The organism is Helicobacter pametensis ATCC 51478, assembly GCF_000518225.1.
GTDB classification, from domain to species: domain Bacteria; phylum Campylobacterota; class Campylobacteria; order Campylobacterales; family Helicobacteraceae; genus Helicobacter_G; species Helicobacter_G pametensis.
Window position 1 is genome coordinate 1 of the sequence record NZ_JADE01000013.1, and the last position, 15,243, is coordinate 15,243.

The following is a 15,243-nucleotide window of genomic DNA, read 5'->3' on the forward strand; positions in this document are numbered from 1 at the left end:
ATTGTAAATCTCTAGCCATTCTCTCAACTTCTCTTCAAATCTTTTTGGTTTTTTAAAGAGTAAATCTTGGTTGTATTGAATGAAACTCTCTTGTATTGTTCTATTAAATCTTTCATTGTGAGCATTTTGCTTTGGACTTCTAGGATAAGTCCATAAGTGTTCTAGTTTTCTCTCTTTGATTAAAGCTTCAAATTCTTTATGAAATTCACTTCCATTGTCTGAAAGGATTGTGATAGTGTTTTTGGATTGATTGGATATAGATGAGCCAAGAGCTTTGGTTCTTAGACTCTCTACACTCTCTATCACTTCTAAGAGTGCTTGAGCAGTGTGTTTAGTATGTTTAGTAGGTAATGGCTTAGCATAGGCTACTCTTGTATTTAAATCAATGGCTGTAAGCACGAAATGATTTCTTCCTTCAAATCTATAAGTAATAGTATCCATTGCAATGGTTTGAAGTGGAGGAGAAGTATAATCAATCTTTTGGTTTTCTTCTTTTATCTATAACTCTAAGTCTTTTTATCTTTGGTTTTTTAAGTGCATATCTCATTTTAAAAGGATCTCTAGAGATAATTCTTCCTATGGTGCTAATGGAGGGGATAGAATAGTTTCTTTCTTTGCAATATTCTCTAAATTCTTTGAGATGAAATATCTTATCTTTTCCCATATTTGGATATATTTCTCTAATCTCTCTGATTTTTCTTATGATCAAAGGGTTTATTCTAGAAGCTCGGAAGGTAATGGGTCTAGAGCTTCTGGGTTTTAAAGCAACAACTCTTTTAGTGTATTTGAGTTTGGCTCTCCACCGAAATAAAGTTCTTCTACTGATATTAAATGCATCAAGTGTTGCATCTAATCCGTGTTTGTCATAGAAGCATAAGACTCTATAACGATATTTGGCTACTTCTCCTGCATTATCCCAATCCTCTATATATTTTTCAACACTCTGATATGTTTTAATGCCTCCAGCAATAAAAAATGTTTGCATATTCTTCTTTCTCCTTAAATGTCTTTAGATTTTTATTCAAATGGAGAAAAGAATCTAGCTCAAATCTACATCCTATCTAAGCCCCATTTTGGATGAGATGATAGAAAGATGCAAAAGTGCCAAAGGTGTTTGGACTTTTGCAAAAATACTTTGACACTCTCACAATCATACAAGGAAGAAAGTCCAAGAATGGAAGCTAGATTGAGTGGAGAGTTTTTCCTGCCTCTCCTTGTATCATAAACCCTCATGCTCAAAATTCTTTATTTTATTTTGGTGCATTTGCTGGATAAGTATCTGGATAAATCTATGAGATTCCCTAATTAAGTTTTTGCCTGATTATTATAAAATTCATACTTATCTAAAATACACCAAGGGTTTAAGTATGAGTCGCATTGTGTTTTATATCGTGCTGTGTGTTTTAGCTTTTGTCGCGTTTCGGACACACAAAGAGGCTCCACCTCCATTTTTTCAAGAAGTCAAGATGAGATATGCTTCTGAAGTGCCAATGTTTATCAAAACCAATCTTCCCTCCATCACAAAGGCTCCATCTGTGCATTCTGCGAGTATCGCGCATTTGGATGATAGGCGGATGATTGCAGTTTGGTTTGGTGGAAGTGGTGAGGGGAGACCTGATGTGGAGATTTATAAAAGTATTTATACGACCTCTAGTAATCTTTGGAGTGAGCCTCAAAGTATTTTGACACGCAAAAAACTTAAAGAAGATTCGCATCAATTCATCAAAAAGCTCGGGAATCCTGTGATTTATAAATCTGCCAATGGTGATCTCCATCTATTTGTAGTAGGGGTGACTTTCGGAGGATGGGCGACGAGCAAGATTTATCATTACATCTCAAAAGATGATGCGAATTCTTTCCAGTATGCTGGATTGCTTGAGCTTGGAGGTTTTATGAATCTAAGTCATTTGGTGCGCTCAAATCCTGTAAGTTTGGAAGATGGTGGGTTCTATCTCCCTGTGTATCATGAGCTTGCAGATAAATATCCCTTGATTGTGCGCTTTGATCGTGAGGGGCGTATGCTGTATTCTCAGAAGCTCACCGCACTCAAAGGTCAGCTACAGCCCTCAATCGTTGCGCTAGATTCTAAGCAGTGTTTGGTTACCTTCAGGAGCTATCGCAGCAAAGAGATGTATATGCAAACATGTCAAGATGGGGGGTTGCATTGGGATAAGCCGATTGCGACCAATCTCATCAATGAGGGAAGTTCTATTGCGATGTTTAAGATGGATCAAGATGTGTTTTTGATCCACAATACCCGCGAGAAGAGTCCAAAAGAGGCTAGGGGCACACTTGTGCTCTCTAAACTTGTGGGAGAGAAATGGGAGAAAGTTGCGATTTTGGATGTAGCTCAGGGAGAGAGAAAAAAGGATAAAAGCGTTGAAGTCTCTTATCCCAATGTGCTAGTCACTGGAGATACAGTCAATGTCGTCTATACCAATAATCGCACACATATCTCACATCTACGCTTCAATCATCGATGGATTCTAGATCAATTGAAGGGGGGGCAAAAATGATATTTTGGACTTTGGTTTATACTCTTGCTATTTGTAGTGTTTGTGTGTTTTTTGTGCGTTTTTTAAGTCTTCAAGTCAAAACATTTGCTTTTGTGCTATGTGCTGTTTTTGCAAATCTTCCCTTTATCCTAGGTTTGAGCGTTGTGGAGTGGTTGGATAGTGTGCTTGGGCGACCGAGTTTGTTTTTGTTTTTCTTGAGTTTGAGTGCTTGTTTTGTGGTGTTTTTTGCTCCAAAAGAAGAGATTTTGCCACTTCGATCTAAGGCATTTATCATAATTTTTGGCTTTGTTTTATTTTTGGGGAATCTCAATCTCCTATGGGGTTTTGATTTGTTTTCCTTAGGTTTTGAGGCTCGATTGATCATTGCATTTGGGATTTTGCTTTTTGCTATTTCGCTTGATTTGTTTTTGGGGATTTTGTATCTCTTGTGTTTATTGGTTTTTGCCTTTGGTTTGCAAGGAAATCTCTTCACTTATTTGATTGATGTGTGTGTATGGCTATATGCAATTTTTGGACTTGTGATATCGCTTATGGATTTGAGGAGAAAAGCAAGACATTGAGAGAGACAAAAATCATTGATGTGCGCAGTCCAAGAGAGTTTCTCTATGCGCATATCCCCAATGCACTCAATTTCCCTGTCTTAAATGATGCCCAACATGAAGAGATAGGCACACTTTATCGCCACGATCCCTTTGGAGCAAAGAAGAAGGGAAGTGTGTATATCTGCCAAAATATCGCCTCATTTTTGGAAGATGAGCCGATCTTCCATCCAAAGTTCAAATTGATTCTTTATTGTGCTAGGGGTGGTCAGAGAAGCAAAAGTTTGTGGAGTATTTTGCGTGAGATTGGATTTGATTGTGAAAGGATTGAGGGGGGATATAAGCAATATCGCCAAGAAGTGCTAGAGCGCCTCTCCAAAAGACCCAAGCAAAAGTTTCTCACTCTTTATGGTGCGACTGGGTGTGGGAAGAGTGAGCTTATAGAGAGAGCTTATTTGTGGAGTATTGATCTTGAGGGGTTGAGCAAGCATTATGGCTCAAGTTTTGGAGATCAGGCAAACCATTTTCTGGGTCAGCCAAGTTGTGCGATGTTTGAAAATCTGCTTGATGAGCAATTATGCATCAAAGAGGGTTGTGTGCTGATTGAGGGAGAGTCCAAAAAAATGGGACGCATCATCATCCCCAATACGCTGTTTGAGGCGATGCATCAGGGGATCAAGATCATGATCAAGAGTTCGATGGAAAAAAGAGTTGAGCGTATCGTGAAGATGTATTCTTGCATCTCTGAAGAGCATTTTTTGCACTCGATGCAGAAAATCCGCCCTTATATGCCAAGAGTTTTTTATGATGAAGTTTTGAGATCATGGGATGTGAGGGATTATGAGCAGATTGCATCGATTTTGCTTGAGAAATATTATGATCATGTCTATCGTCAGAATCAATGTGATTTCATGCTGTGCTCTGATGATATGGATGCAGCATATCAAGAGATATGCCATCTCAAAGAAGAGCTAGAGAAAAACTCTCTTTAGAGTGGATTCCCTCCAAATCTCAAAAGTGCTGACCCCCAAGTCAATCCTCCTCCAAATGCATCCAAAAGGATCAGATCACCTTTGTGGAGTTTGTTCTCTTCATAGATACTGTTGATCGCCATAGGGATTGAGGCTGCTGAAGTATTGCCAAATCGATCGACAGTCACTACGACTTGATCTTTTTGAAAATCAAGCATTTCCCCCACAGCCGAGATGATTCTGAGATTGGCTTGATGGGGGATGAAGAATTTGATTTCACTTGGATGGATGGCATTGTGTTGCAAAATATGCTCGACATCTTGAGCGAGTGTTTTGACAGCAAGCTTGAAGGTTTCATTGCCTTTCATTTGGATGAATTGAAGATTTGAATCAATGATGTGTTGATTGGCAGGATTGCGACTACCACAACCTGGAGTCATCAAGAAGTCATTGTATCTGCCATTTGCACTGATATGCACATCAAGGATCGCTTCATTTGGATCTTGTGTCGCGCTAATCACAGCAGCTCCTGCACCATCGCCAAAGAGTACACAAGTGCTGCGATCAGTGAAGTCTAGGAGCGAGCTGATCTTCTCTGCGCCAATGATGAGAATGTTTTGATACATTCCTGCTTGGATATAGGCTTTGGCAATAGAGAGAAGATAGATAAAGCCTGTGCATGCAGTTGTGATATCAAAGGCTGGTTTATTTTCGATCCCAAGATTGTAGGAAGTGATGCAGGCAGTTGATGGCATCCCGACATAATCTGGACTCAAAGTAGCGACGATGACTAGATCGATATCGCTAGGCTCCAATCCCGCACGCTTGAGCGCAATTTCCCCAGCTTTTGTCGCTAGATCACTAGAGGCTTCATTCTCACTAGCAAAATAGCGTGTTTTGATTCCCGTGCGCTTAGTGATCCATTCATCACTTGTATCTACAAGTTTCTCTAGATCAAAGTTACTCACACAACGCTGTGGGATATAAGAAGCGATTGATCGCATCGTGGCATAAATCATTTAGGCCTCTTTGAAGATATATTGGATTTTTTGACAAACATCACTCTCAATCGCGTGAAGAGCCTGATAAATGGCACACTCGATCGCTCGCGCATTGCTACTACCATGACTAATGATCACAGGTTTATTGACACCCAGAAGAGGAGCTCCTCCGTATTCTGAATGATCGATCTTGTTTTTGAGCTTGTGAAATGCTCCTCTCATCAGTGCTGCACCGATTTTGGATAGGAAGGATTTTTGAATCTCTTGTTTGAGGATTTTTCCGACAGCTTGTGCGACACCTTCACTTGCTTTGAGGACAAGATTTCCGATGAAGCCATCGCAGACGACGACATTTACACTTCCATCAAAGATATTTTTCCCCTCAACATTTCCTACAAAAAATGGATATTTCTCAAGCAGAGTAAAAGTTTCTTTTGTGAGTTCATTGCCCTTGGTTTCTTCCTCACCATTTGAGAGAAGTCCGACTTTGGGGTTTGAGATCTGCATAACACTTTTGGCATATTCATATCCCATCAGTGCAAAATCACGCAAATACTCTGGTTTGCAATCTGTATTTGCCCCGACATCTAGCACAAGAGTGTGATTCCCTTGACTTGTGGGCATCGTGGTGCAGATTGCTGGGCGTGATACACCAGAGATCCTCCCAAGTCGCAAAGTCGCAAGACTCATAGTCGCTCCACTGTGTCCTGCTGATACAAGTGCATCAGCTTGATCTTGTCGCAAGATTTCCATCCCTCTAAAGATCGAACTATCCTGTCGTTTGATCGCACTTGAGGCTTGATCTTCCATCCGGATAAAGTCATTGGCGTGAATGACTTGTATTTGTGAGGAGAGAGATTGAGGAATCAGTGGGGTGATGAGATTTTGATCTCCTACGATGAGTGCGTGAAATTCTCGCTTTTGAAGTGCTTGAAGCGTCCCTTCGATGATGGGATCCACCCCATAATCACCCCCCATCGCATCCACAACGATTTTCATTCTGATCAATACTTGCCTGAAAATTTATTGATTGTGTGAGGAAGTTTCCAGTTTCCATCTTTATCTTTGACTGGAGTTGCCAAAGTGATCTTGTAATGTGTTCGTCTTTTTGCTGCTCTTGTTTTACTTACTCTTCTTTTAGGAACTGCCATGGCTATTCTCCTTGTTTGGTGTGATATTGCATTTGGATCGAATCTATTTCGCTTTGCAAAATATATTCAAAATCAATAAAGCCTTCAAAAAATTCAATGACATCAAAATCATCTCGATTATCTTGGCTTTGCTGATCCCAAAGACCATTTGAAATCAGCAAAGTCAATCTCTCATCGATGTATTCTCTATACTCTTCACCGCTACGATCACAAATCAAATCGATCTCACCTTGCAACAAAGCATCAAGTCTAAAGAGTTTTGAAGAGATTCTAGTGACCTCTCCTTCAAGCTGCATATCCCCAAGCTTGATGAAAAAATTCTTGGGGGAGAATGATATCTTTTTAAACTCTATTTTCAATGGATTTCATCTTGCTTGAAGAAAAAGTGAATCTCATTTTTTGCATTTTCCAAACTATCGCTTCCATGCACAGCATTGGCATCAATGCTCTCAGCAAAATCTGCTCGGATTGTCCCACTTTTTGCTTCTTTTGGATCTGTCGCTCCCATGAGCTCTCGATTTCGTTTGATGGCATTTTCTCCTTCCAAAACCATCACTACCACAGGGCCACTTGTCATAAACTCAACCAAGCTTTTGAAAAAAGGTCTTTCTGCATGGATAGCATAGAAAGATTGTGCCTGATCTTGAGTGAGGTGTAGCTTTTTGATCGCTGCGATGCGCAATCCATCAGTCTCAAAACGATCGATGATCTTTCCTACAAAATTTTTTGAAACCGCATCGGGCTTGATGATGGATAGTGTTTGCTCCATTAAAACTCCTAAGAAAACTAATCAAAAATCAAAATCGGGATTATACCAAAAACACTCATAAGAAAAAGAGTAAAGGAGATAAAGATATAAGGCGAGGATCAGGAGATCACAAGGATCTCACTGATTAGCACACAGGATGTGATCCATCCCTCAAATCTGCACCAATTTCATCGCGATTGACTGATCCAAGATCGCTCCAAACGATACAACCATCTGTCGGACATGCAGTAGCACAAGCTGGCTGATCATTGTGTCCTACGCATTCTACGCATTTGTCAGAATAGACATAGTAGATCCCCTCTCCAGTTGGGTTATCATCATCATCTACGATTGCACTCACTGGACATTCATCGATGCAAGATCCACATGCAATGCAAATATCAGTAATCTTCACAGACATCTTATTCTCCTTTTGGACTATACCAATGAAATGTAGATTCTCATTTTGAACCTCATTGTGAGTATAGTCAAAAATCAATTAACAAAAATTATTTTTTCTCTTTTTGACCTATATTTTGAGAAAATCTTTGATCGCTTCAGCTTTGTCAGTCTTCTCCCAGCTAAACTCAGGCAACTCTCTTCCAAAGTGTCCATAAGCAGCTGTCTTTCTGTAGATTGGGCGCAAGAGATCTAGACTTTCGATAATCCCTCTAGGTGTCAAGCTAAAAAGCTCTTTGACACATTCGCAAAGTTTGGAATCCTCCACCTTTCCTGTCCCATGAGTATTGACCAAAATAGACACAGGCTCAACAACTCCGATTGCATATGCGACTTGCACTGTTGCTCTCTCACAAGCTCCACTTGCTACAAGATTTTTAGCCACATATCTAGCTGCATAAGCTCCACTGCGATCTACTTTGCTTGGATCTTTCCCACTAAATGCCCCCCCACCATGAGGACAGCTTCCCCCATAAGTATCTACGATGATTTTTCGTCCTGTGAGTCCTGCATCTCCTTGAGGACCTCCGATGACAAATTGCCCTGTGGGATTGACAAAATATCGGATATTGTTATTGAGAAAATCTTTGGGGATGTAGTTTTGGACGATTTCTTCAATCACAGCTTCTTTGATGCGTTGTTGGCTGACTTCTGGAGAGTGCTGAGTAGAAATCACAATCGTATCGATCCCTACAGGCTTGCCATCGACATATTTGACAGTGACTTGGGATTTGCCATCAGGACGCAAAAAAGGAAGTGTGCCATCTTTGCGCTTTTGAGCAAGACCTAGTGTGAGCTGATGGGCCAGATAGATAGGAAGTGGCATCAAAGTATCAGTTTCTTTGCAAGCATAGCCAAACATCAAGCCCTGATCACCCGCACCGATCTCGCCATCCTCACGATCAACTCCTTGATTGATATCAGGACTTTGCTCTCCTACACCATTTAAAATCCCTGCACTTTTGTAGTCAAACCCATAAAGTGCATCTGTGTAGCCGATGTCTTTGATCACTTCTCGTGCGATCTCTTGCATAGGCGCATAAGTCGTGGTTTTGAGCTCTCCTGCGATCACACAAAATCCATTAGAGACCAAAGTCTCGCACGCAACTCTTGCTTTGGGATCACGCTGGATGATATAGTCCAAGATCGCATCACTGATTTGATCAGCCATTTTGTCTGGATGCCCCTCTGTGACAGATTCTGATGTAAAAAGAAATTCATTTTTCATAAAATCACCTTGTATTTGAAATTTTTGGCATTCTATCATCAGTTTGAGAATAAAATTGGCATAAAGGACATAAAGTTAGAAAAATTATCTTTATCAATGATTTATTTTTTGTGATATATAATCCTTCCACTAGATAATAATTTTTATTATCTATGAGTTCTTGATAGATACATTTTTGATGTGTTTGTTGAGGTAATTTATTTCATAATATAAAAGGATAAAAAATGTTAGTTACAAAAAAAGCTCCGGATTTTACAGCTACAGCGGTTTTGGCAGATAATCAAATCGTAAATGATTTTCAACTTTCCAAAAATCTTGGTAAAAATGGTGCCGTTCTTTTCTTTTGGCCAAAAGACTTTACTTTTGTATGTCCATCAGAAATCATCGCATTTGATAAGAGAGTAAAAGATTTTGAGCAAAGAGGATTTAGTGTCATTGGTGTGTCTATCGACTCTGAGTTTGTTCACTTGGCTTGGAAAAATGTACCAGTCAATCAAGGTGGTATCGGGCAAGTTCAGTTCCCAATGGTAGCAGACCTTACTCATGAGATTGCTAGAGATTATGATGTTCTTTTTGGCAATGCTGTTGCGCTCAGAGGATCATTTTTGATCGATCGCAATATGATCGTTCGCCATGCTGTGATCAATGATCTCCCACTTGGAAGAAATGTAGATGAGATGATTCGTATGGTAGATGCTCTTCTTTTCTTTGAAGAAAATGGAGAAGTTTGTCCAGCAGGATGGAACAAAGGTGACAAAGGAATGAAAGCTAGCCCAAGCGGTGTAGCTGAGTATCTTGCTCAAAACGCTGATAAACTCTAAGAAACCAAATAGGGGGAAGGGGGGCTAAAGAGAGATCATCTCTCTTTAGATTTCTGCAACCAGCACTAGACCTATAATCGCAAGGATACTGATCAAGCCGATCAAGAAGCCTCGACGCACAAAGATATTTGGATCCAAGATCCCTTTTGCTGCTCTAAACCCCGTGATGATTGCTCCTGTGAATCCTCCTCCAGGGAAATTGAAAGCAGAGGCAAAATAAAGATTTTTGATAGCTTTGCTTTTGTAGTGCTTCCTCCCACTAAACCCTTCTTTGCTTTGATCATATCCATAAGGTGTTCCACTCTGTGTCTTGATATAGCGCTGAATCGTCATCGGTGTTGCGACCTCAAGATGGACGCAGTGTTGCATAATCCCTGGGAAATGGGCTTCTAGGCGTCTGATGAATACCTCTCTGACTTGCTCTTTCTTTTGTTCATACTCTTCTTTGCTGAGATTATTCCAGTGTTTGTAGTTCCCATATGTTGTGATCGTCGCAGGATATTTGTCTGCTTCTTGGTTGAGACCATGATCGATCTTGGAGTAGTTGATAAAGCTTAGGGGGATGTCTTCAAGGCTCATATCAAGATAGCTTGATTTGGATAATTCCAGATTCAAGAAGTGATCATTGACGATGAAGTTGTTGTAGTCCATATCAGGATAGAGTTCGCTGAGATTTTTATCAAACACCATATAGATAGAGATCAAGGAAGTATTGCACTCAAAACGATCTGTGTGATCTGTGTCTTGACTATAGTCTCCTTTGGGCAAGAGTCTGTCATACACGATTTTGGGATCGCAGTTTGCCACGACATACTCTGCATACACTTCTTGCATTCCTTTAGTCTTTTTGTCAAGATAGCGCACTCCTATCGCTCTATCTCCATCAAGCAAAATATCTGTCACATCAGATCTAGATCGCACTTCTCCACCATGTTCGCTCACGATACTTGCAAGTGCATTTGAGAGAGCTTGAGATCCACCATGGACATAGGCTCCTTGATGGTAGTAGCTGCTTTGGGTGATCGCATGATAGCTCCAGATGAATTTGTAGGGATCATGGTGATAGTATTGGAGGTTGATGTTGAGGATCTTTTTGAGTTTCACATCTTGAATGATAGAATCAAGGATCTCTCCAGCATTATGATTTGATCTGATGGTAGCAAATAGCTTGGGCAGTGTTGTGATGGGTGCGAAGAAAAATTGCCAAAAGCTCATATCAGCAGGCAAGCGTCTAAAAACCTTGGCTTGATCTTTGATCATCTCAAAATAGCGATCGATCCCATTTTTTTCGTGAGGGAACATTGCCTTGAGGGCCTCCTGAGTATTGCCATGGGGGATGGTGTATTTTTGGTTTGGACTATGGATCGTCCAAGCAGTGGGGAGGGGAACAGCGCGGATCTTGTCCCACAAATTCAAATGATCAAAAATCAAATACTTATAATCCATATCGCGCGGACCGAAGTCAAGTTCATGAAGTCCTGCATCAATCAGCGTTCCTTTTCTCTGAAAACATGTAGCGCAGCCTCCGATAAGATTATGTTGTTCTAAGACTAAGACCTTTTTACCACCTTTGGCTAGGGTTGCACCACATGTGAGACCGCCAAGTCCAGAGCCGATGATAATTGCATCATATTTTTGCATCATTCTTCCTTATATTTTAGATGTAGCCCCTTTTGCCCACTCCCTTTTGTGCAAATGTGAATATATAGATCCAGATTATTCTATGCTGACATAGTATTTATAAAATGGATAAAAATTCTCATTTAAGATCGGCATTATAGTGAAGAATTTTACAAGTGTTTTCAATCAGTGCGATTGTTTTGGCTAGAGAGTGTAGATCACGATCAAAAGCATAGATCCCATATCCTTTGATGAGGAGGAAGTTTCTCTGAGTGGTTTTGAAAGCTTGAGAGATTTCTTGGGAGGCTCGCTGATACCAAGTGTCATATTCTCTGGGATCAAGGATGGGGATCTCATCTCCCAAAAGTTGCTTGCCAAAGAAATCTAGTGGTTTGAGTGTCTGATGCATAAGAGAATAGGAGACACTATAAGGTGGCATCGCATAAGCGATAAATTTCGCGTGTTCATAAGCCTGATAGATACTAGCATGGATGGGCGTGTCAAGGCTAGCTTCATTCCAGCGATAATCACTTTGGACATCAAGCACGATAAGGGTGCGTGGAGAGAGAGCATCAAACACGGCTTGTTTTGTGTTGATGATGAATTTATTTTGACTAAGCCTGCCTGAAATCGATCCATGAAAGATCCCCAAAAAATTTTTGCGAAACATAGAGAGTGAGACATCGCAGAGATCTTTGATGAGTTGGGAATCTGAGGTGATGGCGAGTTGATCCATTGTGTTCCTTTGTAGAGTTTATATTGCATTATACCCAAGTCAATTTTGGCAATCATTGATGGATATTAGCTCATTATAATTTATGACTATTGACTTATAAAGATTGATACAGATAGGCTAAAGTCTATTGATTTTTAGCAAAGTAAATAGAATATTGCTAGAAATTAACTAAAATTTTGGCGTTCTGTTTTTCAGACACAAGTTTTTGGATTTGGAAATGAGCAAGAAGAGACAGATTTTATTAAACCATGTGATTCAAGAATATCTCAAGAGTGGCCAGCCCGTAGGATCTCAATCCCTCAAAATCTCTGCCAATATTCGGATGTCATCAGCCACGATTCGCAACCACTTCAAAGTCATGATGGATGAGGGACTACTCCTTCAGACACATATCAGCAGTGGGAGGATTCCGACAAGCTCAGCATTTAAGACTTATTGGAGAGATCAGATCGATTTGCACCAGCTCTATGAGTTTCCATCTTTTGCATATTTGGAAGCCAAAAGCAAAGAGATCGGCTGCTTTGTGGGGGTGTTTTATCCCAGTCGTTTGCGACTCTTGCAGACTGAAGTCATCAATCAATCATTTTTGAGCCTTGATTTTGGGGATGGATATGAAGTGATTTTGCGATATTCCCAGCCCCTTAAGAGGTTTTTGGATGATTTGATTGGAATGGAGCTTGAGGATATTCAATCTTTTTGCTTACAAGTTCATGCCTTGGAAGTTTTTCAAGCCCTCAATGCTTTGCTAAGCGATCAGTATCAATTCTGTGGTGCTCGCTATCTCGCTGACTTTATGCACAATTCTTGGGATGAGAAATTGTTTTTTGAGTTTTGTGATGGAAGCATTTTCAAGCGACTAGGGAATGGAATCTACTTTGATGAGACCTTGCCTAGAAACTATCTTGCCTTGATTTTTGATGCCAAGGTGGGGATGCGAGATGCACGCGTTGCTTATTGCGGAGAGCTTGATAAAAATTATTCAATCTTATAAAGAAGGAGGAAGTGAATGAGTGAAGAACAGAAAGAAATACACTTAGATGAGCAAGCTCAAAATGAGATGCCAGATGCTCCACAAGAGGAGCAAGGCATCGATTTTGAAGCGAAATTCAAAGAGCTTGAAAGTGAGTATTTGCGTGTTCATGCGGATTTTGAAAATGTCAAAAAGCGCTTGGAGCGTGAGAAATATCAGGCTTTGGAGTATTGCTATGAGGGGATCGCCAAAGATCTGCTTCCCATCCTAGACACTCTTGAGAAAGCTTTGGAGAGTGCTCGCAGTGTAGGGGATGAAGCTATCAGTGAGGGGATCAAGCTCACACTAGATAATCTCTTGAAAGTGCTAGGCAAGCATGGGATCGAGGTGATTGCAGAAAGTGGAGAGTTTGATCCATTGCTTCATGATGCGATTATGCAGGTTCCATCTTCAGAAGTAGAGGAGGGATCGATCGTCCAAACCTTGCAGAAAGGTTACAAATACAAAGAGCGCACCTTGCGACCAGCGATGGTCAGTGTGGCAAAAAACTAAACTAAGGAGTAATAAATGACAAAAGTGATCGGAATTGATTTAGGGACAACCAACTCAGCGATGGCTGTATATGAAGGAAATGAAGCAAAAATCATCGCAAACAAAGAAGGGAAAAACACAACCCCTTCAATCGTGGCTTTTACAGATAAAGGTGAGATTCTAGTCGGGGATCCAGCCAAGCGTCAAGCTATCACCAATCCACAAAAGACGATTTATTCGATCAAAAGAATCATGGGGCTTATGTTCAATGAAGACAAAGCCAAAGAGGCTGAAAAAAGACTACCTTATAAGATCGTGGATCGAAATGGTGCGTGTGCTGTGGAGATCGGAGACAAGATCTACACACCTCAAGAAATCAGTGCCAAGATCTTAAGCAAGATCAAAGAAGATGCAGAGAGCTATCTAGGTGAAGAAGTCACGGAGGCAGTCATCACTGTGCCGGCATATTTCAATGATGCTCAAAGAAAGGCGACAAAAGAGGCTGGGACGATTGCTGGACTCAATGTCCTTAGGATCATCAATGAGCCTACAAGTGCGGCACTTGCTTATGGACTAGACAAAAAAGAATCAGAAAAAATCGTCGTCTATGATTTGGGTGGAGGGACCTTTGATGTCACAGTGCTAGAGACAGGAGATAATGTCGTTGAAGTTTTGGCCACAGGTGGAGATGCATTCTTGGGTGGAGATGATTTTGATAATCGCATCATTGACTGGGCAGTGGAAGAGTTTAGATCAGAATCAGGAATCGATCTCAAGTCTGACATTATGGCATTGCAAAGATTGAAAGATGCAAGTGAAAATGCCAAAAAAGAGCTAAGCAGTGCTCAAGAAACAGAGATCAACCTCCCTTTCATTACAGCAGATGCCACAGGACCAAAGCATTTCGTCAAAAAACTCACGAGAGCCAAGTTTGAAAACCTTATTGATGATTTGATTGAAGAGACGATTGCCAAGATCGACTTTGTGATCAAAGATGCAGGACTTAGCAAGGGAGATATCAATGAAGTGGTGATGGTGGGTGGATCTACCCGTGTGCCAAAGGTGCAAGAGAGAGTGAAAGAGTTTATCGGCAAAGAGCTCAACAAATCTGTCAATCCAGATGAGGTCGTCGCTGTAGGTGCAGCTATCCAAGGAGGAGTGCTCAAAGGTGATGTCAAAGATGTGCTTTTGCTTGATGTGACACCTTTGAGTTTGGGGATCGAAACAGCGGGTGGAATCTGTACAAAAATCGTCGAGCGAGGAGTAACCATCCCGACCAAAAAATCTCAAATCTTCTCAACCTATGAAGACAATCAGCCCGCAGTCTCTATCAATGTCTTGCAAGGTGAGCGAGAGCTAGCCAAAGACAACAAATCTCTAGGAAGATTTGATCTCACAGGGATCCCAGCAGCACCTCGTGGAGTGCCTCAGATCGAAGTGACATTTGACATCGATGCCAATGGTATCCTCACAGTCAGTGCCAAAGACAAAAACACAGGCAAATCCCAAGAGATCAAGATCAGTGGATCAAGTGGCTTGAGCGATAGCGAGATCGAAAAAATGGTCAAAGATGCTGAGCTTCACAAAGAAGAAGATATGAAGAGAAAAGAGGTGATCGAGCTTAGAAACCAAGCTGATAGTATGGCTCACCAAACTCAAAAGATGCTTGATGAGAATAAAGCAAATGTAAGCAATGCTGATGAAATCCAAAAAGCCATCGATGAGCTCAAAGAAGTAGCCAAGAATGAAAATGCAAGCAAAGAAGAGATCGAATCCAAGCTTCAGGCACTCAGCCAAGTAGCTCAAAGCCTAGCTCAAAGTGCGCAAAACAACGCCCAAAACACAGGCTCACAAAGCAAAAAAGACGATGATGTCATCGATGCAGAAGTAGAATAATCTTCACAAAAAGGGGGGAGGGGGTGCAATACAATCACTTCAAATCACTATTCTTT

Annotated in this window: 18 protein-coding genes; 7 read left to right on the plus strand and 11 right to left on the minus strand. The window is 40.8% G+C overall.

The genetic code is table 11. The features are described 5' to 3' along the window. Both T391_RS08405 and T391_RS07985 read right to left on the minus strand, forming a co-directional pair. The coding region (locus T391_RS08405) for a DDE-type integrase/transposase/recombinase (protein ID WP_338041833.1) at window positions 1-498 on the minus strand (498 nt) is incomplete at its 3' end. Further along, a complete protein-coding gene (locus T391_RS07985) occupies window positions 473-985 on the minus strand; it encodes a helix-turn-helix domain-containing protein (RefSeq protein ID WP_027327324.1) in 513 nt (170 codons plus the stop codon). The genes T391_RS08405 and T391_RS07985, both read right to left, overlap by 26 nt. Before the next feature lie 382 nt (window positions 986-1,367). Between T391_RS07985 and T391_RS07990 the strand changes: the two genes are divergently transcribed. Genes T391_RS07990 through mnmH form a run of 3 tightly spaced genes read left to right on the plus strand, consistent with a single transcriptional unit; the run spans window position 1,368 to window position 4,047 of the window. Next, entirely contained in the window at window positions 1,368-2,516 is a 1,149-nt protein-coding gene (locus T391_RS07990; RefSeq protein ID WP_051420607.1) for an exo-alpha-sialidase, read from the plus strand. Beyond that, the gene (locus T391_RS0104500) at window positions 2,513-3,076 is read left to right on the plus strand and encodes a hypothetical protein (RefSeq protein WP_027327326.1); all 564 of its coding nucleotides are present in this window, start codon (window positions 2,513-2,515) and stop codon (window positions 3,074-3,076) included. The genes T391_RS07990 and T391_RS0104500 overlap by 4 nt, the downstream gene beginning before the upstream one ends. Next, window positions 3,010-4,047: a tRNA 2-selenouridine(34) synthase MnmH gene (gene mnmH / locus T391_RS07995; protein ID WP_051420608.1), complete on the plus strand. Its 1,038-nt coding sequence runs from the start codon at window positions 3,010-3,012 to the stop codon at window positions 4,045-4,047. The genes T391_RS0104500 and mnmH overlap by 67 nt, the downstream gene beginning before the upstream one ends. On the opposite strand, the gene T391_RS0104510 is transcribed toward mnmH, so the two are convergent. The 7 genes from T391_RS0104510 to metK form a co-directional block, all read right to left on the minus strand. Then, on the minus strand, window positions 4,044-5,045 hold the full coding sequence (locus T391_RS0104510) for a beta-ketoacyl-ACP synthase III (protein WP_027327327.1): 1,002 nt from the start codon (window positions 5,043-5,045) through the stop codon (window positions 4,044-4,046). The two genes, mnmH and T391_RS0104510, sit on opposite strands and share 4 nt — an antisense overlap. After that, window positions 5,046-6,026, minus strand: a complete 981-nt coding sequence (gene plsX / locus T391_RS0104515) for a phosphate acyltransferase PlsX (protein ID WP_027327328.1) — start codon at window positions 6,024-6,026, stop codon at window positions 5,046-5,048. A gap of 5 nt (window positions 6,027-6,031) precedes the next feature. Next, entirely contained in the window at window positions 6,032-6,178 is a 147-nt protein-coding gene (gene rpmF, locus T391_RS0104520) for a 50S ribosomal protein L32 (RefSeq protein WP_027327329.1), read from the minus strand. A gap of 2 nt (window positions 6,179-6,180) precedes the next feature. Further along, window positions 6,181-6,474 carry a DUF177 domain-containing protein gene (locus tag T391_RS0104525; protein WP_233709548.1) on the minus strand — a complete coding sequence of 98 codons (294 nt, stop codon included), beginning with the start codon at window positions 6,472-6,474 and terminating at the stop codon, window positions 6,181-6,183. Window positions 6,475-6,533: 59 nt separating this feature from the next. Further along, a complete protein-coding gene (gene ndk / locus T391_RS0104530) occupies window positions 6,534-6,947 on the minus strand; it encodes a nucleoside-diphosphate kinase (RefSeq protein ID WP_027327331.1) in 414 nt (137 codons plus the stop codon). Window positions 6,948-7,071: 124 nt separating this feature from the next. Beyond that, window positions 7,072-7,347: a DUF362 domain-containing protein gene (locus T391_RS0104535; RefSeq protein ID WP_027327332.1), complete on the minus strand. Its 276-nt coding sequence runs from the start codon at window positions 7,345-7,347 to the stop codon at window positions 7,072-7,074. Window positions 7,348-7,455: 108 nt separating this feature from the next. Then, complete coding sequence (metK, locus tag T391_RS0104540; RefSeq protein WP_027327333.1) at window positions 7,456-8,613, minus strand: methionine adenosyltransferase; 1,158 nt, start codon at window positions 8,611-8,613, stop codon at window positions 7,456-7,458. Window positions 8,614-8,837: 224 nt separating this feature from the next. On the opposite strand from metK, the gene T391_RS0104545 reads away from it, so the two are divergent. Beyond that, window positions 8,838-9,434 (plus strand): peroxiredoxin, encoded by a 597-nt coding sequence (locus tag T391_RS0104545; RefSeq protein ID WP_027327334.1) that lies wholly within the window; start codon window positions 8,838-8,840, stop codon window positions 9,432-9,434. A gap of 45 nt (window positions 9,435-9,479) precedes the next feature. On the opposite strand, the gene T391_RS08000 is transcribed toward T391_RS0104545, so the two are convergent. Together T391_RS08000 and T391_RS0104555 are read right to left on the minus strand one after the other, a co-directional pair. Continuing rightward, window positions 9,480-11,075, minus strand: a complete 1,596-nt coding sequence (locus tag T391_RS08000; RefSeq protein ID WP_051420609.1) for a phytoene desaturase family protein — start codon at window positions 11,073-11,075, stop codon at window positions 9,480-9,482. 118 nt (window positions 11,076-11,193) lie between these two features. Then, entirely contained in the window at window positions 11,194-11,790 is a 597-nt protein-coding gene (locus T391_RS0104555) for a class II aldolase and adducin N-terminal domain-containing protein (RefSeq protein ID WP_027327335.1), read from the minus strand. A 217-nt stretch (window positions 11,791-12,007) separates the two neighbouring features. Between T391_RS0104555 and T391_RS08410 the strand changes: the two genes are divergently transcribed. From T391_RS08410 to dnaK, 3 genes are read left to right on the plus strand one after another with little or no spacing between them, the layout of a single operon-like run. Then, entirely contained in the window at window positions 12,008-12,781 is a 774-nt protein-coding gene (locus tag T391_RS08410; RefSeq protein ID WP_051420610.1) for a hypothetical protein, read from the plus strand. 15 nt (window positions 12,782-12,796) lie between these two features. Beyond that, window positions 12,797-13,312 (plus strand): nucleotide exchange factor GrpE, encoded by a 516-nt coding sequence (grpE, locus tag T391_RS0104565; protein WP_027327336.1) that lies wholly within the window; start codon window positions 12,797-12,799, stop codon window positions 13,310-13,312. 15 nt (window positions 13,313-13,327) lie between these two features. Further along, entirely contained in the window at window positions 13,328-15,187 is a 1,860-nt protein-coding gene (gene dnaK, locus T391_RS0104570) for a molecular chaperone DnaK (protein ID WP_027327337.1), read from the plus strand. Window positions 15,188-15,243 lie beyond the last annotated feature (56 nt).